Origin of the sequence: Aminobacter sp. BA135 (assembly GCF_050859125.1) — a bacterium.
Taxonomy (GTDB): domain Bacteria; phylum Pseudomonadota; class Alphaproteobacteria; order Rhizobiales; family Rhizobiaceae; genus Aminobacter; species Aminobacter ciceronei.
This window is the reverse complement of record NZ_CP139572.1, coordinates 5,328,008-5,354,579: the sequence shown is the minus strand read 5'-3', so window position 1 is coordinate 5,354,579 and position 26,572 is coordinate 5,328,008. Positions and strand designations below refer to the sequence as shown.

Below are 26,572 nucleotides of genomic sequence, written 5' to 3'. Positions count from 1 at the left end.
GGCGCCGATCCTTGTCGTTATGGCGGCTAGCCGAAGGACTTGCCGCAGGCGCATTTGTCCCGCGCATTGGGATTGTCGAAGACAAAGCCCGAGGACTCCAGGTCCGTGACGAAGTCAACGGTCATGCCGGCGAGATGGGGCTGGGAGTTTGCGTCGACGAACACCTTGAACCCGTCCGTCTCCATGATGGCATCGCCCTCGCGCGAGACGCTTTCCAGACCCATCAGGTATTTGAGGCCGGCGCAGCCGCCCGCCTCGACCATGATGCGAAAGCCTTCCGCCGGTTCGTCGGCGCGGGAAAGCGCGGTCTTGACGGCAGCGACGGCGTTTTCAGTGAGTGTGATCATGGGACTATTTTCTTGCTCATGCGTTCGCAAGCCACGCTGCACAGAACGTGCCAGAGAGGAAATTCGATTAAAACAAGGGTTAGCGGATTTGGCGCCCTGTCTCACATCCAACAATTGTCGGATGTCGGTCAGAGTGAAAACTTGCGTACAAAAAGCGGCATGTGTCGGGCGTAATGGGCGGCAACCCTTTCGCCGCACAAATTCGTTAAAATCTGGGATCGCGACAGAACCGAAATGATACTAGGGCGCAGTGACGATTTAACTATCTGAGCCAGATAGCGATAGCCGCGAGTTTGACGAAGCCCATGAAGTTGGCGAGCAGCTTGTCGTATCGGGTTGCGACGCGGCGGAATTGTTTGAGCTTGCTGAAGAAGCGCTCGATGATGTTGCGTTCCTTGTAGAGATCGGCGTCGTAAGGACGCTGATCTTTTCGGTTTCGCTTCGGTGGAATGACGACGGCGGCCTGCATCTCAACTATCTTGTCGAAGAGATGATTGGCGTCATAGCCTTTGTCGGCGATCGTGCATTCTGCTTGGAAGCCGTCGATGAGCTCATGCGCATAGGCGGTGTCGTTATGTTGCCCCGGGCTTGCGATCAGGCGAACCGGAAGCCCGAGTGCATCGCCTGCGGCGTGGATTTTGGTGCTCAGGCCGCCGCGAGACCGGCCCAGGCCCTGGGCATCCACCCCCCTTTTGACCGGCGCGCACCGGCGGCGTGCTGATGCGCGCGCACGATGGTCGAGTCGATCATCAGCCATTCCAGATCGGCTTCGCGAGCAAGAACCATAAGCATCTCGTCGAGAACGCCCATTTCGATCCAGCGATAATAGCGCCGCTTCACCGATCGATAATCGCCGAGCCGCTCGGGTAGATCACGCCAGCGCCCACCCGAGCGGGCCATCCACAACAACGCATCCAGAAATCGCCGATTGTTCGTGCGCAGACCGCGCTTGCCTCTCGTGCCGCCTGGCACAAATCCCTTGATCCGTTCCCACTGATCGTCCCGAAGCGCATTGCAGTCCATCGCTGACCTCCAAAAGTCAGCCTTGAATCTGGAGGGTTCTGTGTAGTCGCGGGCGCGATTGGGCGGGCACGCACGGGTCGCGACTACATCGAAGCCTGATTGAACTGAACCGCGGGATGGCGGGCGGGGCTATGGGGATTTAGGGCTCGACAGTGTGTCCGAGGCGCCGGAGCGGGCTCGCCGATCGCTCTTGGGCGGTCGCCCGTCGTCGCGATGCAGGACCATCTGCGACGCGAGAGACGGCGCCATTGGGTCGTTGACGCTGAGGTGCAGCGTTGCTGGCGACAGCCAGGGCTGCGACTTTGACTAGCGGCGCGCAAAGGCCCTTCGGCGACTGTAGCAGACGCCGGGAAGGACGGTGCGAGCGTGTCGGTGCGCAGCGTGTCATGAGGTGTCTGGCCAGGTCGGGGCCTTGCGCGGGATCGGGCCGAGCGAGGCCATGGCGCCGCCGCAGCCCGGACAGATGTCCAGGGAGCGCCCTGTGAGACAGCGGTAACGCTGTCGATAGTCGGCGGTCGGGTCGGGCGTCAGCGGCGTGGGCGCCGCCAGAAGAAGACGGCACTGGGCGAGCTTGGCGACGCGGTGGCCGTTGGCGAGGAGGCCGTAATGGCGGATGCGATGGAATCCGTCTGGAAGAGCGTGCAGCAGGAAGCGCCGGATGAACTCGTCGGCGCTTAAGGTCATGAGCTTGTGCTTGGACTTGTCGTGGTGGCGATAGTCCTTCCAGCGGACAGACGAACGGACAGGTTCGCTGTTTTCGTATGTCGACCTTGAAGCGCGGGTTCGCTGCGACCATCCGCTGCGAGTGATACAGGAGATCGTGAACGCGGCTCTCGTTGCGATGGACCGAGATTTTGCTGGGCTCTATCGGCCGGGGCTCGGCCGCCCGTCGATCGCGCCGGAACGTTTGCTGCGCGCGATGCTGTTGCAGGCGTTCTACGGCATCCGCTCGGAGCGCCAATTGATGGAGCGGATGGAGTTTGATCTTCTGTTCCGCTGGTTCGTGGGGCTTGGTGTTGACGAGCCGGCCTGGGATCATTCGAGCTTCACCAAGAACCGGGATCGGCTGTTGGAAGGGGAGATCGCGGCAAAGTTCCTGGGCGCGGTGCTTGCTCAGCCAAGGGTGAAGCGGCTTTTGTCGTCGGATCACTTCTCGGTGGATGGGACGCTGATCGAAGCCTGGGCTTCGATCAAGAGCTTCCGCCGCAAGGACGGAGGCGACAACGACCCGGATGGAGCGGGTCGCAACGCCGAGCGCGGCTTTCATAAGGAGAAGCGCTCCAACGACACACACCAGAGCACGAGCGACCCGCAGGCGCGGCTTTACAAGAAGGGCGACGGGCAGCCGGCGAAGCTCTGCTACATGGGGCATGCGCTGATGGAGAACCGTCATGGGCAGGCGGTCGACGGCGGCATTACCCATGCGACAGGTACGGCCGAGCGGGAGGCCGCGCTCGCCATGTTGGACCGCAGATCGTCGCGGCGGCGCATCACACGGGGGCCGACAAGGCCTATGATGTGCGCCAGTTCGTCAAGGACCTGCGCGAGCGCAAGGTCACACCGCACATCGCCGTCGACGGTCATCTGAGCAAAACCGGCAAGCCTCGCGTAACAGCGATCGATGGCCGCACGCGCTGCCACGCCGGCTATGCGGTCAGTCAGCGCTGCCGCAAGCGGATCGAGGAGGTGTTCGGCTGGATCAAGGCCTCGGCCGGCATGGCCAAGGTCAAGCTGCGAGGATGCGCCCGTGTGGGCGCGGCCTTCACCTTGAACCTTGCGGCCTACAATCTGGTCCGCTTGCCCAAGCTGCTGGCAGCGCCGGCATGAGCCTCACAGGCCGCTGGCGGATCATCGCGATGCCCGACTATGTCGAGGACTATCGCGACATGATGGAGCCCGCCTAAATTGAGTTCGCGGACGATGGCTCCGGCGAATTCGCCTTTGGATGCGTCACCGGCCAGATCTTCGGCTCGGGTGACGGCAACAACGTCGCCTTCTCCTGGCAAGGCAATGACGAAATGGACGAAGCCAAGGGCAATGGATGGGCTGAAATCCAACCAGACGGTTCCATCAGCGGACAAATCTGCTTTCATGGCGGCGACGAAGCAGACTTCGTCGCTCACAAATGGACTTCTTCAACAGCCTGCTAGGGCGTGCCCTCACTATGGCGTTACGTCGCCTCGACCGAAAAATGTCTGTTACACATCCAGGAACGGACGGATTCGCCCAATGCCCGCTCGGTCGTTGGGCGAATGACCTCGCGCATCGTGCTCGGCCAGGAGGCCGTCATTGACAAGAGCCGTGACGAACGCAATCTCGGTGCTTGTGGAGCGCCTAGCGGCACATGAGGGCCTGAAGGGAGCGCACGCTCACGTCGCCTTGTCAGCGACCTCCGATGCAGCTTTGCAGGATCGGAATTTCTCACATCCCGCTGCGCGAAGATCACGCTCGACACCGATCATCTCGACAGGCGCGCCGGACATGTAGCGGGCACGCCAAGCCGGGTTGGGGACAATCGCGCACGGCACGAAAGGCGAAGGGACCCACGCCATTGCCATGGCCTTGCCGATCCTCTCGCGACCCAGTAAGGCCCGTAGGTTGCTCCTATTCGCCAAGGTTCGGAGATGGTGTGATCGACCAATCGATTAAATCGGCGGCCCGCTGAAGTATCGTCCGGGTCTGAGCATGACCCGTTGAAACGGCGATGACATGTCCAATGCGGTCTCGATAGTCGCCTTTCCTGGCGATCGGCGTCTTGGGGTCGATATACCACTCGACCTCGGCCACGCCTGAGACGGCAGCCGCCCGACTGTCGCCCTCGATCCAATTGACACTGCCATCGCGATCAGGAATTAGGAACCGCGCGGCCGCGATATTCGTGGGGCTTCTGCGCAAACTCCTTTGGGCACCGGTCACAAGTTTAATGTGCTCGGTGATGAGATCCACGCCGTAAGCCAACTGAACCAGTTCAGGAGCGGGCGAGCCTGGAAGATGCGGACTGACTCCAATGACAACTGGACCACGCTTCGTCCACCGGAGTTGAATGTTCGCTGGCCCCCAGCCAAGGCCGAGAGCTCGCAAACAGCTCAGCGAAACATCGGAAATACTGTTACGCTCGTCGCCAGTTAACACGGCCGGATAGGTGCACTCGCGACAGATGAAATGTGGGGGTCGACCGAAGTCAAGGGCTGCAATTCCAATTACCTCCTTTCCTATCATGTCAATGCTGTAATGGGGGCCTTGTACGAATTCCTCGATTAGTATCCCTCGCAAAGAACGCCATATGTGCTTTCCGCCCAACAGACTAGCCGTATGTGCGGATAACTCGTCGACATTGCTGCACAATCTAACACCGATGCTTCCGCTGCCCAAGGTTGGCTTGACAACTACGGGCATTCCGATGTCCATTGCAAAGCTTTCCACCTCCTTAGCCTTCGCTGCCAGGTGAAACGCAGGTACTGAAACGCCAGCCTCCGCGAGAAGCTGACGTTGAGCGAATTTGTCACAGCATCGTTCAATCGAACCGGGGTTCGGTCCCGGTAGACCAAAGTGCCGACAGAGCTTACCAACGGTAGCGGAAACTGAAACGTCGTCGCCCGCAAAGCCAGTAATTCCAATAATGTCATATGTTATACGCAGCCTGTAACATTCCCGGATCAACGCATCGATATTGCCTGTATCAACACGAATAGCCTCAATGCTTTCCGCCGCAAGATATTCGTACCGGGCCGGATCGACCGCCAAGGTAATCGTATGGAGGCCGAGACGCTTAGCCGCTTGGATGTGGAGCGGACCATTACCCCTATTGCCTTCTATCAGAATGAGCGCTTTTATTCCCACGGGCCTTGGACTCCGATGTTGTGTGCGATTCGGCGGCCAGTCACGCGCCTGATCTCACACCTGGCTTTGAAGGCATGGCGGCAGGTTCAGCGCCGACGGCGTTCAGGCGCTGCTGAAAAAATATAACTCGCCCACGCGAACACTGCGTGCACCTACGCTCAAACAAGCGGGTACAGGGAGCGCTCGTCAACCAACGTATGGGTCTCATCCCCATTGCGTCGCGCGGCCAACAGTCGCGCGAAGTCGGCACCAATATCCGCCAACCGCAGGTGGGACTGTCCTCAAAAACCGGACGCTGCTCGTCACCCGGCCGGAGAATGGCGTTCGTTCGGAGCACGACTTACCTTCACGGAAGACTTAGTTTGGCAGTGCGGCCACCGTCCACGACAAAGATCTGGCCGGTGACGAATGCTGCCTCGTCGGAGGCAAGCCATGAGACCATAGCCGCAACTTCCTCAACGCGGCCGGTTCGACCCAACGGATGAATGGTACCCAGCCTCCCTCGCGCCTGCTCCGGCAATGCGGCGACGAAATTGACGTTAAGATCCGTATCGATCCAGCCGGGAGCCACGCCATTGCAACGCACCCCGTCTTGACCGGCGTCGACCGCCACGGCACGCGTCAGGCCATGCAGCCCAGCCTTCGAGGCACAATAGGCCGCGTGCCCTGGATTAGAGGCCAATCCCTCTATCGAGCCAATATTGACGATTGAGCCGCGGCTTCTGCGAAGATGAGGCATGGCGCGACGGATCAGTAGGAAAGGAGCGTCAAGATTCAGCGCCATTGTGCGTCGCCACTCGTCCAGCCCCGTCTCATCTACCTTCGCCTCAACCATGCGCCCAGCGTTGTTGACGAGGATATCGAGGCGACCAGCCTGTCGAACGACATGGTCAACCACCATGTCCGGAACGCCGGGGTTGCAAAGGTTCGCGACCATCCCTTCTATATGAGCGGTCGCCTCCAACTGAACCGCAAATACTCTGGCTCCGTCGCTGGCAAGTCTGTCGGCGATTGCCGCCCCAATGCCGCTGCTGGCCCCGGTCACCAGGGCGACTCTCCCGACAAAAGGCTTCATGCGACTGCCCTTTCGCCGTTCACCTCGACAAGGGCGCCGTATATGGGATGCACGCGGCAGGGCGGGTTGACCCGAACGCCTTCTGGCGCATAGTCGAGACCACCTCGCCACCCGGTCTGCGATGCGACCGCTGCCTTGGGCATCGTCCTGAGCGGCCGAAAGATGAATAGGAGCATTTGTGCCTCCGAAGGCACCGACACCTTGTGGCTGACCGCCTGTAGCATGGGATGCGCCATACTAGGGACAAGATTCTCAATCAGCGCCGAGGGCTTGATCTGACGGGCATGCGCACGCACGAGGCCAGTCTGGCGCCGCCATTGGTTGCCCTTAGTCGATTTGAATTGTGATGCGAGCATCTGGGCTGAAGCCCCTTTCTCGATTGGTGCCCAAGCCTCCGCCCATACCAGTATGGTCTGGCTATGGTTTCAAAGGCGTCGCGCTGGAAAATCCTGTAAATTGATCGGGTGCTGGGTGTCCAGCACCGCGATGGAACCCATTTTCCAATGCACGGACAGGTACATTGTTGCCTCTTGCTACGAACGATCAAAACTCGTGCCAACTGCGCTTCAAGAACCTCAGAAAAAATTCCAGTTTGTGTTCAAGGCACTTAGCTGAGAGTGGGTCAGCACCCCAGCCGAACGCCACAGTGTCACAGACCGGACAAAAGCCGACAGTTGCATCGGCGCCCGGTCCTTTTTGGGCTTCGAATTGAACCTTTTTCGTTGAGTCGGGCCGGACTCCTAAAAGCGCATTGATATCGATGTTGAGTTCCAAGGCTTGTTTTTGCGCACCATGACGTTGAGAGTTGTGATGAGCTTACGCGTGACTCGACGCCGGTGTCGCGGATCGCCTTCTGCTTCCGTGATGGTCCTGGGCCACTGCGCCGGCTCCACCCTTAGGCAAGGTGGCAGGGACAATGCCTGTCGCAAGAGCCGTTGACGGCGGTGCACTAGCAGTGGGCGGTGCTCGCGAGGTCGTGGGATCAAGTAGCAGTTGAATGGTGCAACTCGCCGCCTTCCCCCGCCTTGGCCAGGCGACGATCGACGCGGGGCGACCAGCACGCAATTGAGATCCCTGTCGCCCAATTTGAACACCTCTTCGACTGCGAGGTTTTCCGCCAAAGCCTGTTTCGCGTCCAACCTGGCGTTGCCGCGATTCGGCGAGAGGAATTGCAAGTTTTTTTGAACCTTCCGCAAGCGATCCGCGCGTTGCGCACGGACCCTACTTGCAGCGGCCATGCGGCGGAAATGAACGAATTGGCCGGTGAGCCATCCCGGTCAATCCTTTCTATGTTTTCTCCTCGGGCGGCCACGCTTTGGCACTTTCGGCAAATTGCGTTCCGGAGTTGCACAGAAAGCGCCGTAATAAACCTTCTTACCCTTGTAGTTAGCCAAGGCCTGCAGCAAATTGGGTAGAAGGTACTGCTTCAGTTCGTCCCGGATAGGATCCGGATGGTTCAGCGACTTCAGTGCCATCTCGACCAACTCGATCGCGCGATCTTGGTTGCCGCTCTCGTGATAGTATCGAGCGACCGCCGGATAAGTCCGGAACTTGTGGCCGTCGCCTTGCGGTGGATTGAGCGCCAGAATATGCTCGGCCAGCTGCTTGCCGAGCGCGAAGCGCTCATGAGAAGGAAAGTGTGAGTGGTCATACGCCGGACCGAAGAGTTGTTCTAGTGTTGCTAGCAGCCAATGCTCGGAGTTCCTGTCGATCGCATCGCGAACCAATTGGCGTATGACAGGCAACCCTGTCCGAATATCTTGCATTCTGTGAAGCAATAGATGGGCATGAGCCAGGCGGAAATTAATATCGCCGTGCATCAAGGCGGTGCCCTCTTCGACTGCCGAGAGCGCCCTCTTCCAGTCCTCTTTCCTCACCGCCGCCCAAAACTTCTTATTGATTGACTTGTTCAACGCTAGTTCGCGCGCTGTGAGTTCTCTATCAGCGATCCGCTTCGAGGTGGAGGCTTTCGCTGCATCGCTCGTGCGCCAGCTGCCGTTGAGCACTCTCGGCAAGACCTGATCGAGTCCCGTCGGGTGACCGATAAAGGCGATACGGCCGTCTAGGTCGATCACGAACGAGGTCGGAACTCCGACAGAAAAGCTGGGTTCCATCCAAAGCTTTTTCATTTCGCCTGTGTGGTCGAACGCGATTGGAAAATTCAGCTTCGGGCAATTTTCGGTCAACCACGCGTCCAGCTTGGAACGCGCCTCAACGGCAGTTGAGGCGCGTTCGTGAGCCGCGACTCCGAGGACCTCGAGTCCGCTGTCCCTGAACCTTTCCTGCAATTGCATCAGGTAGCGCATCACCGCCGCACATGGCTCGCTCCCAGTTACCCAAAATTCGACGACGTAGATTTTGCCGGGCTGGAAGTGTTCAATGGGCTCGCCGCGCAGCCATGTCTCCACTTTGATCGAAGGACCCGGCGACTCCATCTGCAATACCATATTTGCTCTCCAACGCCATTCCAAAGTTGCGCGCCTTTATGGGCAAGCTGTTCCCTGAGAGACGGGGCACAGGGGCCGACGGAAAGGAGGGCGTCGCTCGTCCTGCGGGCTTCGATGCGGTCGGCCGTCAATCAGTTTTTGCCGCACTTCAATCAGCAAAAGCCGTGCCAGGCGTACTAAACGCTCAGTGATTGCATAATTGCGCTTTGAGAAACATCCATGTACCCCAAGAGGGGCGGGTCTAATGAAGCTGACATTTTGCCAGCGTTTTGTTTTGAACCCGACATTTTGTCAGCCGCCGTCGGTTTGGCGTATAGAGTCGCCATCCCAGACTGCGATGGCCCCTCAGCACCTGAATGCTGTTATGTCCTGGGCTCGCAGCGCGCCAGGCGGCAACTTTGGCGCGTTTTTACTGCTTCACGTGGGTATCCTCCACCGCCCCCATGGAGGGGTCAGATTCAGTCAAACAGTATGGATTCACGAATCCTCCGCGTCCTTTTAGTCAACACCACAAGCAAATGATGTACATCGTCGCGGGTGTGGCACATTTCCAGGTGCTATGAATCCATTAACTTTGGAAGCAACCCTATCTCTCTTGGAAGGTGCCCCGGGGTTTTCTTGAGGTATGGCGCGTAGAATCCGGATAGAAGCATAGGATGATCGCTAGGCAACGTGGAGAAGCCACCGGCTGAGCCTCGGCAATTTCTGGATGAACAAAGACATACCGATACCCCTATGCACTCAAATTCCGATGTAGCGTAGTTCCACGTCACTTCGGCGCCAGAGGAGATATGCTGAATAGCTACGAAGTCGTAGGCCCCGAAGCGATTAGACACAATCGCTAAGTTTGGGTCACAACAATGATTCACAATGACAGCCGGCTTATGAAAGAGAGCATGGACATTCCAGTCCAGTTGAAACGAGTTTGTCGTTCGAACCGTTTCCATGCAATCAATTAGCCCTATCACAACAATTTCTCCCGGCAGGAAGTCGCGAGCAGCGAATACCCCGCGCCCCCTATCACCACCCGTGCTGAGGATTTTCACGTTGCGGGCATTGATCTGCCTTGCGCACGCGACGTCATCCGTCAAAATAGACAGATCTTCGTTTATGTGAGTATTGGCCATGGCGGATTTCTTTCGTCTGCACGAGTGGTGTTGAGGGATGAGTACTTATTGCTAGAGATCACTTGGACTTTTGCTGCTTTCGGGAGCGTCTTCCTCAAATCTCAATGGTTCCGAGGCATTTACGAAGTTGGGGATTTGCCATGTCTTTGCACCTTAGACGGTGCCGGCCGACGGCGCTTACTGCCTCGTAGGAACACTCAAAAATCGTGCCGATTCACCCGAATCGCGGCAACGAAGGAATTTTGATTGCCTCTCGCCTAATTACTGAGGCAAAAGAAGGGATTGCCTCCAACGCGTTTGTAGCGGATCCGACAGACCTGACGCAGACATCTCGAATGGCGCTGCTGGATGTCGTGTTCATCGATCTGGCAGGCGGAGGAGTGGTGGCAACGCGTCTACAAGCCAGCAGTTCATTCTGCTGCGGACGGTGCGCGTGGCACCTAGCCGCGGGTCCAAGTATCGAAGTGGTTAGCATACGGTGGGAAGTGGCTGCGAAACCCCTGCACAAGTGCCGCCGGCGTCCAACAATTATGCCGCACTCAATCAAGGCATTTAGAGGCGTCGCGGGAACCCGACTCTTTCCCCAAGATAATCGGCGAACTCAGCTAACAGAGGCTGGCAGGCAACTCTGTAACGCGTTACGCACAAGTCTCCGCCTTCTCGGACCGCGGCCTGAGACGATCGCGTGAGCGGTAACGGCGCTGCCTGTCTAATCGACGCAGATGGTCAATCGGTTGGGAGGCTTGCTAGACGGAAAAGCGCGAGCCTAATATAGACCTGCATCTTGTCTAAGCCTCGCAACCGGTACCATCGACGCACTCGCTTTTTGTCTTTGAAGCGGCTGGCCGCACATTGAGCGTCAAAGGCGCGGCCGGCGACTGTACGTGACAGTATTGTCTCACCCATGGCGTTTTCTGATGTTCGACTGGGGCGCTTCGACTCCCGCTGTGTAGTGTCACGTGAGCAGGTGGCTGCCCGCTCTCTCACGTTTTGGCCAAGTGAGCATAACTTGCTGCGAAACGCCCGAGTTTGTGTTCGCCGCAAGTCACCGGCCGGTAGCGCAGTGGGTTGCTGTCAGTGACACATGAGGCCAATGGTTCAATGATCGCATCGAAATCAGCGTCAATAAAGAACGGGATTGAGTATCGCTCACGCCCTGAGCTATTCACCACGCGATGTAGGTTCGCGAGATAGACACCGTTGGTGAGCCGCTGAAGCAGGTCCCCGACGTTGATTATGAAAGTACCCTGGATCGGCGTTCCTTGTACCCAGTCGCCATCTCGGTTCATGACCTGAAGACCGCCCACGTCGTCCTGTGCAAGGATGGTCAAATTGCCGTAGTCAGTGTGGGCACCAATTCCGATCATGTCTTCGCTGATATTGCCACTCTGCGGCGGGTAGTGAAGCAGCCGCTGAATGCTGATCGGGTTCCGCATGAGGTCCTCGAAATAGCTTTCCGCCAGGCCCAGACTGAGCGCAATTCCCTGCAGGAGTTTTTTCGCGAGGCCCACCATCTCTTGATAGTATCTGTATGTCAGTTCCCGAAACTCGGGCCAATCTGAGGGCCACTGGTTGGGACCAAAAAACGGACCTTCCCACGTCGAACGTTCAGGTCCGAAGTCGAAGCACTCCTTGAGGTCTCTAGTCTTGCCCGGATCGGTGTTCTCGCCAAACGGCTCAACGTACCCGCGAAAGGCGGAATCGGAATTGCTAATATGCAGCGACGACTTCTGCGATGACGACAAATCAAAAAACCTGCGGCTCACATCAAACACCGACTGTATCAAATCATGCGGGACGCTGTGGTTCTTCACATACATAAATCCAGTGTTGGAAAGCGCCCACCGTATCTCCCTGGCTACCACCTGTTTGTTTGTACCATTGAGAAGCGGGGCGATGTCAACTACCGGTATTTTGTCAAACGATTCGCGTTTTGCGCTCAACTTATCGTCTAGTCTGGCTACTAAATCTTTGGACATCAGTACACCTTTGTTGTGCCGATTGGAGCCGGCGCATTACTACCGGCCAATTGGATTATCGTGACGCGAAGTAGGACGGAAACGCGCCACAGTGCTGAGAGAAACCCCCCCTCGTCTTTAGATCATCCACAACCGAGTTTCGCTCCCGAGGCGGAGCATGATCACAACCCCTGTCCCTCTGCCGCGCTGACCTTCTCGGGCACTTGAAAGACCCAATAGTCCGCACGCTCCTCGGCGACGTATCTGCCGTTGCTTAGACACTGCGCCAGTAAAAGAACGCCCTCATCCTGCAAACGCCGCGCCTGATCGTCGAAGAATGCGGCCTCCGCATAGCTCTTGCGGATGCTTGTAATGATGAATCCTTTCGGGCGCGTGACGCGAGCCAGCTCGCGCAGCCCGTCTGGTCTAACGTGCCCAAGCGTAAAGACACCGCAGCAAACTGTGATATCATAGCCCGCGTCGGCATATTCGGAGAGTACCCCGTTAAGGTCGACGCAGTCTCGGACATGACGGTAGACTCGGGTTTGCTCCGCCTTTTCGGCCATCTCTTTGGAAAGATCGAACCCATCGATCAGCCGGAACCCGAGGCGTTCCAATTGCACGCCGACGAGGCCTGTTCCGCAGCCAGCATCCAGGATTGTGATGGCAGTTCGCTCGCTGCTCAAATATGCTGCCTGGACGGCCCCCGCTAGTTCCGCCACGATCATCGGCCCGTAGTACCCCTCGCCTCCAACATCCACATCGTAGGCACCAGCCCATCCCCGATAGAAGTGGGTTAGCCGATCGGCGTCGCCCTCGAGGACAAGGGCGTCCTTGATGCGCTGTCGTGCGACTTGCTCCAGTGTCGTCTGCTGATCGATTATTTTCATAACAGCTCCTCCTTTTAAGGTCATGCTCGGCAGCGGCTGTCCGGCTCCTCATTCCAACTCGCAAATATGAGCATCAAGGCTCGTGCCAATTGGCCAAAAGGCGCGAAGAAAGACAATTTTGATGAATTCGGCTATTTAGGCTGAGGCATAACAACGCAACATGGCTCCCACTGAGCCCGTACCGCAGACGACAAAGGTGACACAGTGTCGGGTTGCGATGTCGCAGAGGGGACGACGCCCCGCGTACAGCATCGCCGCCGCGAAACCGGCAAATCCCGCGCGCCCCTCTGCTATCAGCTCTTGTTTCCAGGCTCTGGAGATCCAGCATCGTCTGCGCGTCACGGATAGATGGCCGCCCAGTCCCGAAGCAAATTCGAGATGATCACGATCCTTACCTCCTTACCGAAAGGAATCACATGCGCTCCACCGCATCCTTTGGTTTGGATCGATAGCTGGCGTGCCGGAAACACTCGCCTGTCCATTCCCTCGGCACTCATCTCTGCTAGGTCCGTAGCGTGCTACCGATGCGGTGGGCCTTTAGAGTCGGCACGCGCGGTCTTCCACTGTCACGGGGTGACACGCACCGGAGGAGCTTTGATCTCAACAATCCGAGTGACCTGCATGCGTGTGTGGGCCCGAACTGAACTGGTATGGGTTGATCGGCCCAGTGCTCGATGACATTGGCGATACAGATGCGGTCGAAGATATGCGGCCGAAGGAGGCGTCGCATGGGGCCATCGCGGTTTTGGGGCAGGTCGGCTATTGCCATGGCGATGGAGTCAGTGATGCAGGCGCTACGCTAAGGTTGGATGGTGTCTCTCGGGCAGCCCAGTACGTCATCCAGCGGCAGCAGCGTCTCCAGCCCGAACGCCACCGCGATTTCTTCCTCGGTATACGTCAGGACCGGTGCTATTGGGCGCCTCGGGTCCCATCCGAGCATCGGCCGTCGTAGTTCGGTTACACTTGACCACTGTCTTCGCGTTCAAGCCGTAGCGGGCGGCAAGGGACAGGTGCTTTCTTGCGACGCTTAGAACTCGAAGATAGGACGTGGCGCCGGCGCTGCCACCCTCGTTGACGACCAAGCGCCTACACCTAAGTCTATTCAATCAGCGGACACTTTGAGATTTCACCCGGACCGCTTGGAGATTGTTTTAGGCGACGTTCTGATGGGGTTTTCCAGATTGCTTTCACTTCCAACTCCGCCGGTGTCATGGTCCGAGTGCTGAGTGCGAAAGCCAGGCTGCCGAGGTGCTTGCCCAATTGGATGCCACGGGTATCTTGCCGGGTCCCAAGGGGGAGTCGTCGACGAATATAGGTCAGCCCCGACAGGTACTGGGATTGGCGCCGAAGGCTTCGCGGAAGCACTTCGAGAAATGCGAGGCCGACACGAAACCGCAGGCGATCGCGATCTCAATAATCGGCAACTCTGTTTGTGCAATGAGACGCTTGGCGCGGTTAAGTCTCAAATGCAGGTAAAAGCGCATGGGAGACAACGAAACCGATCGCTGGAAAAGCCGTTCAATCTGACGCTGTGAGCGGCCGACACATTTTGCAATGTCGCGTAAGGGCAGCGGGTCCTCAATATGCTCCTCCATAATGCGAATCACTTCGGCCACCGGCTTGCAGATGCCAGCTTCACCGGCATTAATGGTCCATTGTCTATCAGAGGCAGGCCGCCAATACCCGGCAGTCGTGTGTCGGCAGACGGTCAACGCAGTGTCTCTGCCGAGGCGTTCGCTGATCAACTCCATAACGAGGTCGAATGACGCAAATTCTCCTGCGCAAGTGAGGAGGTGAGTATCACGAACGAATAGTCGGTCGGTGACCTGAAGGCGGCCAAATTTTTCAGAGAGGGCAGCTCTCTTGTCCCAATGGATTGTGCATGCGGTGCCGTCCAGCAATCCGCTGTCCGCCAACAGCCATGTCGCCGTACCCAACGCTGCGATCGGAACACCGCGCCGCTTGCAAAGCCGAAGAATCTTGCTGAGCGCAGCAGACGTCTGCCTTTCGACCCGTTCGCCTGCACAGACAATAACCATGTTAGTCCCTTTGCCGGCCTGAACGCATTCTCCGGTGCTGGCAAAGTCGCTGCCGACCGACAAGACGAATCCGCTGGCGCATTCAACAGGCTGGCCATCCAGGCTTGCAATCGTCCACTCGAAGAAGGATCGGCCGGACACAGAATTCGCGATGCGAAGGGGATCTACAAATGAAGAAAGGCTGAGTAGCGAAAATCCGGGAAGCGCCAGGATAACCAGTCGGTATACGTCCTGGGTGTCAATCACCTGCCGGCTGGGGCTCCATCCCAGGATCCGCGAATGGTCACCCGTTGAAAATGGCGCATTCATAAAGTCATACCCTGGTTGATGGTGATCAACATCGAGCGGCCGCAAACGACGCCAGCTTTCTCACGCATCGGCACCGCAGCCTTCAACTGCAGGTGTTATGCTTGCGCTTCATGAAATCCTTGGCGGTCTCGACAGCCACGGCTGCGTCGCGGCAATAGGCATCGGCGCCGACGGCTTTGCCGAATTCCTCATTGAGCGGCGCGCCGCCGACCAGCACGACATAGTCGTCGCGGATGCCCTTTTCCTTCATCGTGTCGATGACCACCTTCATGTAGGGCATGGTGGTGGTAAGCAGTGCCGACATGCCGACAATGTCAGGCTTATGCTCCTCAATCGCCGCCATATACTTCTCGACCGCATTGTTGATGCCGAGGTCGATGACGTCGAAGCCGGCGCCTTCCATCATCATGCCGACGAGGTTCTTGCCGATGTCGTGGATGTCGCCTTTGACCGTGCCGATGACCATTTTGCCCTGCTTTGGCGCACCGGTGGCGATAAGCAGCGGTCGTAGGATGAACATGCCGGCCTTCATGGCGTTGGCCGACAGCAGCACTTCGGGAACGAATAGGATGCCATCGCGGAAATCCTCGCCGACGATGCGCATGCCTTCGACCAGCGCCTCGGTCAGCACCGTGTAGGGCTGCCACCCACGGTCCAGAAGAATGTTAGTGCCTGCCTCAATTTCTTCCTTCAGCCCGTCATAGAGGTCGTCATGCATCTGCTGCACGAGTTCCTCGTCGGACAGCTCGGAAAGGATGATCTCTTCGTCAGCCATGTTGGTACACCTGGTGCTCAATTCAGAGGAGGTCGGTGCCCCATCTCGATGGGGCACCGACCAGGCTTCCGGTTCGAAGCCTTGGGAGTTGATTTCAGACTGCCAGCCAGAATTCCCGCAGATGAATTTGGAAACCGGAAGATCGGCCTCCGCGTCGCCGGATTGCGGGCGTATCAGTGTCCATCATCGCGTCCCCCTGCAGCGGAATAAGCTGGTATACCGCATCCAAAACACCCGTGGCTCCGCCGTATGACAAGGCGAGCCTGACTTAACATCGCGCTGATGATAGGCGCCGGCAATTGTCCTGAGAATGCGCAAAAGCTTTCGCTGGTCTTAAACTCAGTTTATGTCCAGATCGCTCCTGCGCAAGCTCGCGAGGCGGATAGGCCAGGGTGAGGGACAATTCAGGTCACGGGCGGAGTTCTTCAGACTGGGCGAGAAACCAGTCAACCAGAACCTTGCACCTCTTGTTCTTGCTGGCATCCTCGCTCGCCAACAGAAAGAAGGCCCTGTCGGTCTGGATTTGGGCTGGAAATGGCCTGACCAGAAGGCGGTTGTTGAGCAACTGCTGGGCGGTGAGGGACCATCCCAGTGCTATTCCCTCACCAGCCAGAGCAGCTTGAAGCGTTAGCTGGTAGTCATTGAACACGATATTGGGTTTGATGTCGCCGGCATCGCCGCCTGCCAGCTCGACCCACTCGGGCCAGTCCAGTCGCTTGCGAAAAGCATCGGACGAATGAATCAACTGATGATGGATCAGATCTTCGACGGCTTGTGGAGCGGGGTGCGACAAAAGATAGGCGGGTGAGCAGACGGGAAAGATGATCTCGTCGCAAACGAACCAGCTATTGACCCTGTCAAAATCCCGCGGCCGCACCCACACCGTGACGTCGATCTCATGATCTGGCTCCACATCCCGGTCGGTGGCGACCACCTTGATCCGGACGTCCGGATGCTCTTCCTGAAAATGATAGAGTTGGGGCGCGAGCCAATGTGCCGCCAGGGATGTCGACGCCGCGAAAGTTATGTACTTCGTTCCGCGATCGGAGATGGTCTCAAGCCGCTGTTCCAGGCGGCGGAAGCTGGTGCGCACCTCATCGTAGAGCTGCCTGCCGGGTTCTGTCAGCTGCACTCCTCGATTATCTCGGACAAAGAGTGCGGTCCCGCAATGCTTTTCGAACATTTTAATCGAATGCGAGACGCTCGGTTGCGTCACGTTGAGTTCGCTGGCCGCGTTCTTGAAGCTCAGCGTGCGGGCCGCCGCTTCGAAGACGAAAAGCGAATGCGTCGAGGGGACAAGATTGCGAAGCTTGGACATGAAGCAGGTCTATATCAGATGCTATATTTTCCGTCTACGAGACCGACAGCGCATGGTCTATTCGAAGCTGGAACAAGCTAAAGCGAGCTGTGCGCACGACCACGTCACCGGCCGCTTCCACCGAGCGAGTTGGCAGTGAACTTTTTGAATCAAACCAAGACAAGACAGCGTGTTGTCGTCCAGGCACCACATCCGGAGCTAACAGTCTCCGGGTGGTACCGCACGTCGGGACCGGAGCTGCCCTTGGTGCCGCAACAAGGCGATGTCGCATGCGACTGCCTAGTCATTGGCGGCGGCTGGATGGGGCTTCACGCGGCCCGCCGATTTGCCGAGCTCAACCCCCAGTCTTCCGTAATCCTGGTTGACGCCGGCCGCATTGGGGACAATGCATCCGGACGGTGCATGGGCTTCGTCATCGATCTCGCGCACAATCCCCGAAAACGCGACTTCGTCGAAGACATCAAGGGGAACAAAGAAGAGCTGTTCGTCAACCTCGAGGGAATAGCCTACATTCGAAGCGCAGTGGAGGAGAATGGGGTAGACTGCGATTGGGACCCGCAGGGGAAATACCACAGCGCGGCCACATCTCACGGCGTCCGGGACCTGCACCGCTTTTCGGAGGCGCTCGATAAGCTTGGACAAAACTACAGTTGGGTTGAAACCCCCGAAATTCAGGCGATTACCGGCAGCAAACACTACATCAAAGCATTGCATCACCCTGGAACTATTCTGGTCCAGCCTGCGAAATATCTCAAGAACGCGGTAAAAAGCCTCCCTGCGAACGTTACCATCCATGAAAACACCCCCATTGTGGCGGTCCAGTTCGGCGCGCCGAAGCACATCTGCGAGACGACTGGCGGAACAATCAGGGCTTCGAAGGTAATCATCTGCGCATCGGGTTACCTGACGAGGTTTGGCTTCTTCGAAAATCGAGCCATACCGCTCTACACCTTCGCCAGCATGACCAGACAGCTCACGGAGAACGAGCTTTCCAAAGTGGGCAACAAGCGAGCGTATGGGCTTATTCCGGCCGACAGCTTTGGGACCACGGTACGACGCACGGTCGACAATCGTCTTTTCCTTAGAAACGTTTACTCGTATGCGACGAATTTCAAGACAACGAAACAAGACGTCCTGAGGGCGCGGACCCAGCAGCAGGTAGCATTCGACCGCCGATGGCCCGGACTTTCTTCAATCGGCTTTGAGGCCAGCTGGGGTGGTCTGCTCACGCTCGCGCAAAATGGCGGTATGGTATTCGGCGAGTTGGCGCAGGACGTATATGGTGCCGCCTTCTGCAATGGAACCGGCGTCGCGCGAGGCGCTGCCTTTGGCAAGGCCGTCGCCGAATTGGCCACGGGGCAATCTTCGGCTGTGATCGAAATCCTGAAGAGGCGGGCCGCTCCGAGCAGGACATATCCGAGACTTGTCACATCAATGGGCGTCCGCTTCATGACAGCACTCCGTTTCAGGCAAGCGGGCGCCGAAGTCTAACGAAAGAGGAATGGCAATGGCGGACTTGAAGGGCATCAATCTTGCAATGCAGACACCGTTCGAACCTAACGGTGCAATCGATTACGGCCTCTTGGAGGAGTTGATCGAAAAATACGTATCGGCCGGAGTTCACGGCCTGGTTCTTGGGGCCGGGACGGGCCAGCACCCTTACCTGACGGAATCCGAATGCAACCAGCTCTACGAGCTGGGGGCGAAGCGCATCGCAGGCCGCTGCAATGTTATCTGCCAGACCTCGGCTCTCAACATGGACGAAGTCATCCGGCGCTCACGGCAAGCTGAATCCGTTGGCGCGGACGCGCTGATGATTTTGCCGCCCTATCTAGAAGGCCCGTCAGACGATGATGGCATTTTCAATTTCTACAAGGAACTCGACGCGGCGGTCGGCGTGGATATTGTCGGTTACAACATCCCGCAGGCAACCGGCATCGCGGTCTCGCCACGCCTTTTTGACCGACTTAGCAGTCTTAAGAATTTCAACTACATCAAGGATAGTGCTGGCGACTTCACCGTGCATCAGGAGTATCTGCAGACGAGAGGCATGGTGCTAAATGGCTGTGATACCACAACCCTTTATGCACTGATGGCTGGCGCGCGCGGTGTTATCTGGGGCGCAGCAAACTACATGCCTCGCGAGGCTGTCGAACTGTACAACCTTGTGGCAGCGAAGGATCTGGAGAGGGCGCTGGCACTTTGGCAGCGCATGCTGCCCTCGTTGCTTTTCATCTGGCGGGCACCCTATACGCCTTCTGTTCTAAGAGCCGCGCAACTGCGCGGCTTCGGAACCGGCAATGTCCGCAAGCCGCTGGCAAAACTCTCGGCGGAGCAGGAAATGGCGCTTCGCGCCGCACTTGCCCCGCTGTTTGAGGTCGCCTCCTAGGCGTCGGATTCTAGGAGAGTCTCTATGCGAATTGCACTGGTTGGTTCGACTGGGATTGTCGGGTCGGCCGTGGCGGCCGAACTTGGCAAGCGGCACGACATTATAGGAATCGGGCGAACCAGCGGCTCGTTCAAAGTCGACATCGCCGAGCCGAACTCTATCGACCAATTATTCGACAAGCTTGGTGCATTTGACGCGTTGATCTGCACAGCGGGGGCCGTGCACTACGCCCCCCTGAACCAATTCACCAATGAACAGTTCGAAATCGGGCTGCGCAGTAAGTTGATGGGGCAGGTCAATCTCGTAGCGAGGGGTCTCAAGCGTATCCGCGATAGAGGATCATTTACCTTGACGTCCGGTCTGACCAATGAAGACCCGATCCGGCAGGGAAGCTCGTCCGCCTTGGTCAACGGCGCGTTAGACGGTTTTGTACGTTGCGCGGCGATCGAGCTTGGGCGGGGGCTGCGGATCAATCTGGTCAGTCCGACTCTCGTCCAGGAATCGGTTCACCTCTACGGCGACTTCTTTCCTGGCACCGCGGGGGTGCCGGCGAGCGAGGTGGCGCTCGGCTACGTCAAGAGCGTAGAGGGCGGTCAAACGGGTCGAGTTTATCGCATGGGTTGGATCAGAGACGCCTAATCTGACCAGCAATGACGTCGCGCTAACGGAGGACAGGCATGCACAGCCAACTCTGCATCGGAAGTAGGTGGGAACTCGCTGGTAAAGCGCCCCAATTTCGAAGTGATAACCCTGCGCATCGCTCTGCGGAGGGGACATCAACTTGTGGATGTCGCTCCATGAATAGGCAGTGGGTCGCCCTGCAAACTGCCCATCAAGTCGCACTATCGTCGTCGCAGGCGACAAGTGAATGTGACGCAGGGCGCCACTTCACTCGCGTGGCAGAAGGCCATATCCGCATCAGCCTCTGCCAGTCGGAGCCGATCCTTCAAGAAGCCGCGGCTCGGCTGCACCGTTTTGCCTCCAGCTATCGCCGCGAGGCCCAATGACCAGGACCATCCCTACCAAGGCCATCCCTGCCAAAGCAAGGGCGGTAATCATCGGCGGCGGCGTTTCCGGCTGTTCGGTCGCCTATCACCTGGCCAAGCTCGGCTGGACCGACATTGTGCTGCTCGAACGCAAGCAGCTGACCTCGGGCACGACCTGGCACGCCGCCGGCCTGATCGGCCAGCTGCGCGGCTCGCAGAACATGACGCGGCTGGCAAAATATTCGGCTGACCTTTACGTCAAGCTGGAAGCCGAGACGGAAGTCGGCACCGGCATGCGCCAGGTCGGCTCGATCACCGTGGCGCTGACCGAGGAGCGCAAGCACGAGATCTACCGGCAGGCGTCGCTCGCCCGCGCTTTCGATGTCGACGTGCGCGAGATTTCGCCGAACGAAGTCAAAGGGATGTATCCGCATCTCAACGTGTCCGACGTCGTCGGTGCCGTGCATCTGCCGCTCGACGGCCAGTGCGACCCGGCCAACATCGCCATGGCGCTGGCCAAGGGTGCACGCCAGCGCGGCGCCACCGTCGTCGAGAATGTGAAGGTCACCAAGGTCCACACGAAGAATGGCCGCGTCTCGGGCGTGTCCTGGGCGCAAGGCGCGGAGCAAGGCACCATCGAGACCGACATCGTCGTCAACTGCGCCGGCATGTGGGCACGCGAGCTTGGTGGGCAAAACGGCGTCAATATCCCGCTGCACGCCTGCGAGCATTTCTATCTCGTCACCGAGCCGATCCCTGGCCTCGGCCGCTTGCCGGTGCTGCGCGTTCCCGATGAATGCGCCTACTACAAGGAAGATGCCGGCAAGATGATGCTCGGCGCCTTCGAGCCGGTGGCAAAGCCGTGGGGCATGGACGGCATCCGCGAGGACTTCTGCTTCGACCAGCTGCCCGAGGACATGGAGCATTTCGAACCTATCCTCGAAATGGGCGTCAACCGCATGCCGATGCTGGCGACAGCTGGCATCCATACCTTCTTCAACGGCCCCGAAAGTTTCACCCCCGACGACCGCTACTATCTCGGCGAGGCGCCGGAACTGTCCGGCTACTGGATGGCGACCGGCTATAACTCGATCGGCATCGTCTCCTCCGGCGGCGCCGGCATGGCGCTGGCGCAATGGATCAATGATGGCGAGGCGCCCTTCGACCTCTGGGAAGTCGACATCCGCCGCGCCCAGCCCTTCCAGAAGAACCGCCGCTATCTCAAGGAGCGTGTCTCCGAAACGCTCGGCCTGCTCTATGCCGACCACTTCCCCTACCGGCAGATGGCAACGTCGCGGAATATCAGGCGCTCGCCGCTGCACGAACATCTGAAGGCGCGCGGCGCGGTGTTCGGCGAGGTCGCCGGCTGGGAGCGCGCCAACTGGTTCGCCCGCGAAGGACAGGAGCGCGAATACCGCTATTCCTGGAAGCGGCAGAACTGGTTCGACAACCAGCGCGAGGAACACCTCGCCGTCCGCAACAAGGTCGGCCTGTTCGACATGACCTCGTTCGGCAAGATCCGCGTCGAGGGCCGCGACGCCTGCGCTTTCCTGCAAAAGCTGTGCGCCAACGACATGGACGTGGCGCCGGGCAAGATCGTCTACACTCAGATGCTCAACCAGCGCGGCGGCATCGAGAGCGATCTCACCGTGTCGCGGCTGTCGGAGACGGCTTACTTTCTCATCGTTCCGGGCGCGACGCTGCAGCGCGACCTGGCATGGCTGCGCCGGCATGTCGGCGAGGAATTCGTCGTCGTCACCGACGTGACGGCAGCCGAAAGCGTGCTCTGCCTCATGGGTCCGGATGCACGAAAGCTGATCCAGAAAGTCAGCCCCAATGATTTCTCCAACGAGAACAATCCGTTCGGCACCTTCCAGGAGATCGAGATCGGCATGGGCCTCGCCCGCGCCCACCGCGTCACCTATGTCGGCGAACTCGGCTGGGAGCTTTATGTCTCGACCGACCAGGCCGCCCATGTCTTCGAGGCCATCGACGAAGCCGGTGCGGATGTCGGCCTGAAACTCTGCGGCCTGCATACGCTGGATTCCTGCCGCATCGAAAAAGCCTTCCGACATTTCGGCCATGACATCACCGACGAAGACAATGTGCTGGAGGCCGGCCTTGGCTTCGCAGTCAAGACAGCAAAAGGCGAGTTCATCGGCCGCGATGCGGTGCTGAAGAAGAAGGAAGCCGGCCTGTCACGCCGGCTGGTCCAGTTCCGGCTGAAAGACCCGCAGCCCTTGCTCTTCCACAACGAGGCGATCCTGCGCGACGGCAAGATCGTCGGCCCGATCACCTCGGGCAATTACGGCCACCATCTCGGCGGCGCGATCGGCCTCGGCTATGTGCCCTGCAAGGGCGAGAGCGAGGCGGAGGTCTTGGCGTCGTCCTATCAGGTGGAAATCGCAGGCGAGCGTTTTGCCGCGGAAGCATCGCTGAAGCCGATGTATGATCCGAAAGCGGAACGGGTGCGGGCCTAAGTTATCGGAAACACCCATAGGAATAGGTCAGGAATAGGTCTATAGCGGCGCAAAGCGTCTTCGCTAGGGATGCAGCTTCGTGGGAAGACGTCCTCAGTAGTCGTCCCTCCAATAGACCACAGGCAAGGTGAGTGGGGTTTTCAGATCGTTCAGCATGCAGGGCGCCGGGGCACTGCGCGAGCACTTCTACTAAGCCCGGGACAAGGCCGGTTCGCTCATTTCTTGCCTTCGGCGCTGTGAGCAGTGAGCGCAGCTGTGTCAATATCGATTGATCTTCCAGGCCTTTCTGGACGGATTGAGGGGGCAGAGCCGCCCCCGTACTGGTAAACTTTTCCCAAATTTACACCACTCATGGCATCGGGGCTGGATATCATGCCTTGAATTCCTAAAAACAGGGCGCGCCGGGTGACGACGCCAGCCGGCTCCCCGCCGTCGTAGACTGCGATCAGATCGCCGCCATCCGCAGCGGTGCTGACCACAACGGAGAGCTTGTCAATAGTTTGCACGCGGGGAAGCGCCTGGAATCTCTTTTCAGAAAGCGTCGCTATGCTGTCCCGCGGCTGCATGATCTTCCTGGCAGTGACAAGATTGAGCAGCGAAATGCCTGACACGAAATCAGCGACATAGCGGTCCTTGGGTGCGGTTACGATGTCTTCCGGCGTTCCCACTTGAACGAACTTCCCATCCTTCATGATCGCAATACGATCGCCCAGGCGAATGGCTTCGTCGAGGTCGTGTGTGATAAACACCGTTGTTTTCTGGACGACCTTCGCGAGGTCTAGGAACTGCTGTTGGAGTTGGCGGCGGATCAACGGGTCGAGCGCTGAGAACGGCTCGTCCAGTAACAGGATCTGCGGGTTTGCCGCCATGGCACGGGCAAGCCCCACCCGCTGCTTCATCCCGCCCGAGAGCTCGTCCGGGTAACGATCGCCCCAACCGCTCAAGTCAACGAGCTTTAGGTTTTCTTCCGCTACGCGGCGGCACTCCTGGCGTGATTTGCCTCGGAGTTCGAGACTGAGGGAAACATTGTCGTAGACGGTGCGGTGCGGCAGCAGCGCCATGTGCTGGAACACCATGCCGACCGTCTCAGAGCGAAGAGCCCGGAGTTCAGACGGCGAAAGTTTGTTGATGGCATTTCCGCCGATCCGAACCTCGCCAGCGGTGGGTTCGATTAGCCGATTGAGATGGCGGACAAGCGTGGATTTGCCTGAGCCGGACAGACCCATGATGCAAAAGATCTCGCCAGGCTCGACCGAGAAGGACACATCGGCCACACCCAGAACGCAATCGAATTCTTCAAGGACTTGCCTCTTGCTGAATCCGCGATCGCGCGCCGCCGCGAGGGCTTCCCCTTTGCGCGTCCCGAAAATCTTCCACAAGCCGGAGCAGACGATGGCGGGTACAGTCATGTGCGGAACTCTCGATAGTATTGTTGTGCCTATCTTCAGACCGTAATCGGCCGGCGGATGCCGCCGGCCGATTCTAAACCTCAGAGCCTCACTTGGCAGCCTTGGCTTCAGCGATCCACTTTTCCCAATCAACGTGGTGAGCGGCGATCCAATCGGTGGCGTGTTTCATGATCTGCTCGTTGCTCTTTTCACCATCGGCAACCTTTTGATTTTCCGCGTTGACGTCCGCAATCGGGATCTGCACGAGCTCAAAGAATTTCTTGGCTTTCGGGTTGGCTTTCAGCCAAGTCGTGTTGGCGATGATCTTCTGGTCGTTCACGGGGAAGCCGAGATTCCCGAGTCCCTCAACAACTGTGTTGCCGGTCTCCCCATCAGGAAGAGAGGTGTTCTTCACGTTGAGCCAGACAACTTCCTTGCCGGGGCGGAGAATGGCAGAGACCCACAGCGGCGTCCAAGTATAGTATAGAGTCGGCTTGCCAGCCTTGATGCGTTCGATCGCGTCAGGAATGATGGCAAAATAGAGCCGCCTTGCTTTTCCTCGACGGTATCACGCAGGCCATAGGCGTCGAGTTGATGCTCGATCACGCGTTCGCAGCCCCACCCCGGTTCGCAACCATAGAGATCTGCCTTTCCATTCCCGTCGATGTCGAAGAGCTTGGCCTTCTCGGGATCCTTGAGGTCCTCAAGATACTTGATGCCAGTGGCGTCGGCCGTTTTTTTATCGATCAGATAGCCCTGCAGGCTGTTCTTGATTAGGGTGCCGACGCTCATCAGCTTTTCGTCGCCGCCTGATGCTTTCGAGAAAGTGTCGTGGAGCGGGACCCAGTGTACTGGATAGAAAGTGAGATCGCCATTGGCCACAGCGGTATGCGCCAGCTGAACTTGAACCTGGGTCAGTTCAGCCACGTCATAGCCGAGTTCCTTGAGGCCCTCATCCACGACAAATGTCTGGAACAGCTCTTCTGTCGCTCCGCTCCAGGCTGGCTTGACCTGATCTGCCATTGCCGGCGCCGCATAGCCAGCCATCACGGCTATGGCCAGCACCACACATTTTATCTTCATCGTTTCCTCCCTGTATGAGCAAATTGCTCAGCTTCTGTGACTAGTTGTTAAGGTCACGGCCCTGAGGAGTCCCACCGGACCTTGACGCCAGAGCTCGCCCGGCCTGCGCTTCTGTGTCGACAGCGAATGCGTGAAGCGATCCAGCACGATGGCCAGCGCGACGATGCCCAGGCCTCCAACTGTCGCCAAGCCCACATCAAGACGGCCAATGCCGCGCAGCACCGTCTGGCCCAGTCCTCCAACAGCGATCATCGAACCGATGACTACCATCGACAGCGACATCATCAGCGTCTGGTTGATGCCGGCCATGATGGTGGGTAGCGCAAGCGGCAGCTGAGCCTTCCACAGAAGCTGACGCTCGGTAGCGCCGAAGGCGCGCATGGCTTCGATCACCTCTTGAGGTACCTGCCGTATGCCCAGGTTCGTAAGGCGGATCAGCGGCGCAACCGCAAAAATTACCGTTACGATCACGCCCGGCACGTTACCGATACCGAAGAGCATCACAATGGGAACCAGGTAGACGAAGGCTGGAATGGTCTGCATCCCGTCAAGAATCGGACGCATGACCACGAATACTCGCTCGCTCCGCGCCGCCCAGATGCCGAGCGGAATGCCAAGCATTACCGCGACGACGAGCGAAGTCAGCACAATTGAAAGCGTCGTCATAGCGTCCTGCCAGACGCCGATGAGACCCATAAAGATGAGAGCGCCGACGATAACCCCGGCGACTTTCCGTCCGCCGAACTGCCAAGCCGCCAGGCCCGCAACGATGATCATCACCACCGGCGGGACCGAATGAAGCGCTATGCCGAACCACTGCAGCAGCAGGTCGAAGGGCGCCTTGACCGATTGAAACAAAGGCCTGTAGTGATCAACAAGCCAGCGCAGTCCGATAGTCATCCAATCAGCGAGAGGAATTACCCCGCACTCAAAAGGATCTAGTATTCCGCACTTACCCATGTTGCTGTTCTCCAGAAGCTTTCTCGTCCGAAAACTTGCTACGCCAACAGGGTCCTGGGGAACATCGCGGCGTCGCGCTAAAGTTAGTTGTGGGCAATAAGTGCTCCGGATTCCGCAAGGCCCTCAGGTAGAGCTACT

General features: G+C 58.3%; 21 protein-coding genes and 4 pseudogenes. 5 read left to right on the top strand and 20 right to left on the bottom strand.

Annotated elements, in window-relative coordinates:
* Positions 1 to 26: 26 nt before the first annotated feature.
* From SLT36_RS26020 to SLT36_RS26010, 3 genes and pseudogenes are all read right to left on the bottom strand, one after another.
* Positions 27 to 347 carry a HesB/IscA family protein gene (locus tag SLT36_RS26020; RefSeq protein ID WP_214392474.1) on the bottom strand — a complete coding sequence of 107 codons (321 nt, stop codon included), beginning with the start codon at positions 345 to 347 and terminating at the stop codon, positions 27 to 29.
* Positions 348 to 609: 262 nt separating this feature from the next.
* Positions 610 to 1,370 (bottom strand): IS5 family transposase gene (locus SLT36_RS26015; RefSeq protein WP_432284944.1). Its coding sequence is split into 2 segments (ribosomal slippage): positions 610 to 1,031 and positions 1,031 to 1,370, totalling 762 coding nucleotides; the frame shifts between segments, so codons are not numbered across the junction.
* Between the two features lie 384 nt (positions 1,371 to 1,754).
* Positions 1,755 to 2,105, bottom strand: a pseudogene (locus SLT36_RS26010) (transposase); the annotation flags it as partial.
* 16 nt (positions 2,106 to 2,121) lie between these two features.
* On the opposite strand from SLT36_RS26010, the pseudogene SLT36_RS26005 reads away from it, so the two are divergent.
* Positions 2,122 to 3,197, top strand: a pseudogene (locus SLT36_RS26005) (IS5 family transposase).
* Here the strand turns inward: SLT36_RS26005 and SLT36_RS26000 are convergent.
* From SLT36_RS26000 to SLT36_RS25940, 13 genes and pseudogenes are all read right to left on the bottom strand, one after another.
* The gene (locus SLT36_RS26000) at positions 3,152 to 3,493 is read right to left on the bottom strand and encodes a hypothetical protein (protein WP_432284943.1); all 342 of its coding nucleotides are present in this window, start codon (positions 3,491 to 3,493) and stop codon (positions 3,152 to 3,154) included. The pseudogene SLT36_RS26005 and the gene SLT36_RS26000 sit on opposite strands and share 46 nt — an antisense overlap.
* Positions 3,494 to 3,974: 481 nt before the next feature.
* Complete coding sequence (locus SLT36_RS25995) at positions 3,975 to 5,210, bottom strand: ATP-grasp domain-containing protein (RefSeq protein ID WP_432284942.1); 1,236 nt, start codon at positions 5,208 to 5,210, stop codon at positions 3,975 to 3,977.
* Positions 5,211 to 5,556: 346 nt separating this feature from the next.
* Positions 5,557 to 6,285, bottom strand: a complete 729-nt coding sequence (locus tag SLT36_RS25990) for an SDR family NAD(P)-dependent oxidoreductase (RefSeq protein WP_432284941.1) — start codon at positions 6,283 to 6,285, stop codon at positions 5,557 to 5,559.
* Positions 6,282 to 6,461, bottom strand: coding sequence for a hypothetical protein (locus tag SLT36_RS25985; protein WP_432284940.1), 180 nt, complete (start codon positions 6,459 to 6,461; stop codon positions 6,282 to 6,284). The genes SLT36_RS25990 and SLT36_RS25985 overlap by 4 nt, the downstream gene beginning before the upstream one ends.
* Before the next feature lie 1,101 nt (positions 6,462 to 7,562).
* Entirely contained in the window at positions 7,563 to 8,732 is a 1,170-nt protein-coding gene (locus tag SLT36_RS25980) for a TlpA disulfide reductase family protein (protein WP_432284939.1), read from the bottom strand.
* Between the two features lie 557 nt (positions 8,733 to 9,289).
* Positions 9,290 to 9,859, bottom strand: a complete 570-nt coding sequence (locus SLT36_RS25975; protein WP_432284938.1) for an SET domain-containing protein-lysine N-methyltransferase — start codon at positions 9,857 to 9,859, stop codon at positions 9,290 to 9,292.
* Between the two features lie 983 nt (positions 9,860 to 10,842).
* Positions 10,843 to 11,838, bottom strand: coding sequence for an isopenicillin N synthase family dioxygenase (locus SLT36_RS25970; RefSeq protein ID WP_432284937.1), 996 nt, complete (start codon positions 11,836 to 11,838; stop codon positions 10,843 to 10,845).
* Between the two features lie 161 nt (positions 11,839 to 11,999).
* On the bottom strand, positions 12,000 to 12,707 hold the full coding sequence (locus tag SLT36_RS25965; protein ID WP_432284936.1) for a class I SAM-dependent DNA methyltransferase: 708 nt from the start codon (positions 12,705 to 12,707) through the stop codon (positions 12,000 to 12,002).
* Between the two features lie 652 nt (positions 12,708 to 13,359).
* Positions 13,360 to 13,476, bottom strand: a pseudogene (locus tag SLT36_RS25960) (IS481 family transposase); the annotation flags it as partial.
* A 57-nt stretch (positions 13,477 to 13,533) separates the two neighbouring features.
* Positions 13,534 to 13,711: pseudogene (locus SLT36_RS25955) on the bottom strand (IS481 family transposase); the annotation flags it as partial.
* A gap of 312 nt (positions 13,712 to 14,023) precedes the next feature.
* Positions 14,024 to 15,055 (bottom strand): GlxA family transcriptional regulator, encoded by a 1,032-nt coding sequence (locus tag SLT36_RS25950; RefSeq protein ID WP_432284935.1) that lies wholly within the window; start codon positions 15,053 to 15,055, stop codon positions 14,024 to 14,026.
* An 82-nt stretch (positions 15,056 to 15,137) separates the two neighbouring features.
* Entirely contained in the window at positions 15,138 to 15,830 is a 693-nt protein-coding gene (locus tag SLT36_RS25945; protein ID WP_432284934.1) for a corrinoid protein, read from the bottom strand.
* A gap of 409 nt (positions 15,831 to 16,239) precedes the next feature.
* Positions 16,240 to 17,148, bottom strand: a complete 909-nt coding sequence (locus tag SLT36_RS25940; RefSeq protein WP_432284933.1) for a LysR substrate-binding domain-containing protein — start codon at positions 17,146 to 17,148, stop codon at positions 16,240 to 16,242.
* Between the two features lie 246 nt (positions 17,149 to 17,394).
* Here SLT36_RS25940 and SLT36_RS25935 point away from each other — a divergent pair, with 246 nt between their 5' ends.
* The 4 genes from SLT36_RS25935 (at position 17,395) to SLT36_RS25920 (ending at position 23,003) form a co-directional block, all read left to right on the top strand.
* Positions 17,395 to 18,639, top strand: a complete 1,245-nt coding sequence (locus SLT36_RS25935; protein ID WP_432288494.1) for an NAD(P)/FAD-dependent oxidoreductase — start codon at positions 17,395 to 17,397, stop codon at positions 18,637 to 18,639.
* 16 nt (positions 18,640 to 18,655) lie between these two features.
* Positions 18,656 to 19,537, top strand: coding sequence for a dihydrodipicolinate synthase family protein (locus tag SLT36_RS25930; protein WP_432284932.1), 882 nt, complete (start codon positions 18,656 to 18,658; stop codon positions 19,535 to 19,537).
* Positions 19,538 to 19,561: 24 nt separating this feature from the next.
* The gene (locus tag SLT36_RS25925; RefSeq protein ID WP_432284931.1) at positions 19,562 to 20,176 is read left to right on the top strand and encodes a short chain dehydrogenase; all 615 of its coding nucleotides are present in this window, start codon (positions 19,562 to 19,564) and stop codon (positions 20,174 to 20,176) included.
* 364 nt (positions 20,177 to 20,540) lie between these two features.
* On the top strand, positions 20,541 to 23,003 hold the full coding sequence (locus SLT36_RS25920) for a GcvT family protein (RefSeq protein ID WP_432284930.1): 2,463 nt from the start codon (positions 20,541 to 20,543) through the stop codon (positions 23,001 to 23,003).
* Between the two features lie 215 nt (positions 23,004 to 23,218).
* Here SLT36_RS25920 and SLT36_RS25915 read toward each other — a convergent pair whose 3' ends face one another.
* The 4 genes from SLT36_RS25915 to SLT36_RS25900 form a co-directional block, all read right to left on the bottom strand.
* Positions 23,219 to 24,412 (bottom strand): quaternary amine ABC transporter ATP-binding protein, encoded by a 1,194-nt coding sequence (locus SLT36_RS25915; protein ID WP_432284929.1) that lies wholly within the window; start codon positions 24,410 to 24,412, stop codon positions 23,219 to 23,221.
* Positions 24,413 to 24,500: 88 nt separating this feature from the next.
* Positions 24,501 to 24,899, bottom strand: a complete 399-nt coding sequence (locus tag SLT36_RS25910; protein WP_432288492.1) for a glycine betaine ABC transporter substrate-binding protein — start codon at positions 24,897 to 24,899, stop codon at positions 24,501 to 24,503.
* Positions 24,803 to 25,474, bottom strand: a complete 672-nt coding sequence (locus tag SLT36_RS25905; protein WP_432284928.1) for a glycine betaine ABC transporter substrate-binding protein — start codon at positions 25,472 to 25,474, stop codon at positions 24,803 to 24,805. Before SLT36_RS25905 ends, SLT36_RS25910 begins: the two co-directional genes overlap by 97 nt.
* Before the next feature lie 27 nt (positions 25,475 to 25,501).
* A complete protein-coding gene (locus SLT36_RS25900; RefSeq protein WP_432284927.1) occupies positions 25,502 to 26,374 on the bottom strand; it encodes an ABC transporter permease in 873 nt (290 codons plus the stop codon).
* Positions 26,375 to 26,572 lie beyond the last annotated feature (198 nt).

Coding starts and splice junctions, on each gene's coding strand:
- SLT36_RS25920 (WP_432284930.1), top strand. CDS start 20,541: ATGACCAGGACCATCCCTACCAAGGCCATCCCTGCCAAAGCAAGGGCG.
- SLT36_RS25930 (WP_432284932.1), top strand. CDS start 18,656: ATGGCGGACTTGAAGGGCATCAATCTTGCAATGCAGACACCGTTCGAA.
- SLT36_RS25940 (WP_432284933.1), bottom strand. CDS start 17,148: ATGTCCAAGCTTCGCAATCTTGTCCCCTCGACGCATTCGCTTTTCGTC.
- SLT36_RS25965 (WP_432284936.1), bottom strand. CDS start 12,707: ATGAAAATAATCGATCAGCAGACGACACTGGAGCAAGTCGCACGACAG.
- SLT36_RS25950 (WP_432284935.1), bottom strand. CDS start 15,055: ATGAATGCGCCATTTTCAACGGGTGACCATTCGCGGATCCTGGGATGG.
- SLT36_RS25985 (WP_432284940.1), bottom strand. CDS start 6,461: ATGCTCCTATTCATCTTTCGGCCGCTCAGGACGATGCCCAAGGCAGCG.
- SLT36_RS25945 (WP_432284934.1), bottom strand. CDS start 15,830: ATGGCTGACGAAGAGATCATCCTTTCCGAGCTGTCCGACGAGGAACTC.
- SLT36_RS25970 (WP_432284937.1), bottom strand. CDS start 11,838: ATGTCCAAAGATTTAGTAGCCAGACTAGACGATAAGTTGAGCGCAAAA.
- SLT36_RS25975 (WP_432284938.1), bottom strand. CDS start 9,859: ATGGCCAATACTCACATAAACGAAGATCTGTCTATTTTGACGGATGAC.
- SLT36_RS25905 (WP_432284928.1), bottom strand. CDS start 25,474: ATGAAGATAAAATGTGTGGTGCTGGCCATAGCCGTGATGGCTGGCTAT.
- SLT36_RS25990 (WP_432284941.1), bottom strand. CDS start 6,285: ATGAAGCCTTTTGTCGGGAGAGTCGCCCTGGTGACCGGGGCCAGCAGC.
- SLT36_RS26020 (WP_214392474.1), bottom strand. CDS start 347: ATGATCACACTCACTGAAAACGCCGTCGCTGCCGTCAAGACCGCGCTT.
- SLT36_RS25915 (WP_432284929.1), bottom strand. CDS start 24,412: ATGACTGTACCCGCCATCGTCTGCTCCGGCTTGTGGAAGATTTTCGGG.
- SLT36_RS25980 (WP_432284939.1), bottom strand. CDS start 8,732: ATGGTATTGCAGATGGAGTCGCCGGGTCCTTCGATCAAAGTGGAGACA.
- SLT36_RS25925 (WP_432284931.1), top strand. CDS start 19,562: ATGCGAATTGCACTGGTTGGTTCGACTGGGATTGTCGGGTCGGCCGTG.
- SLT36_RS25900 (WP_432284927.1), bottom strand. CDS start 26,374: ATGACTATCGGACTGCGCTGGCTTGTTGATCACTACAGGCCTTTGTTT.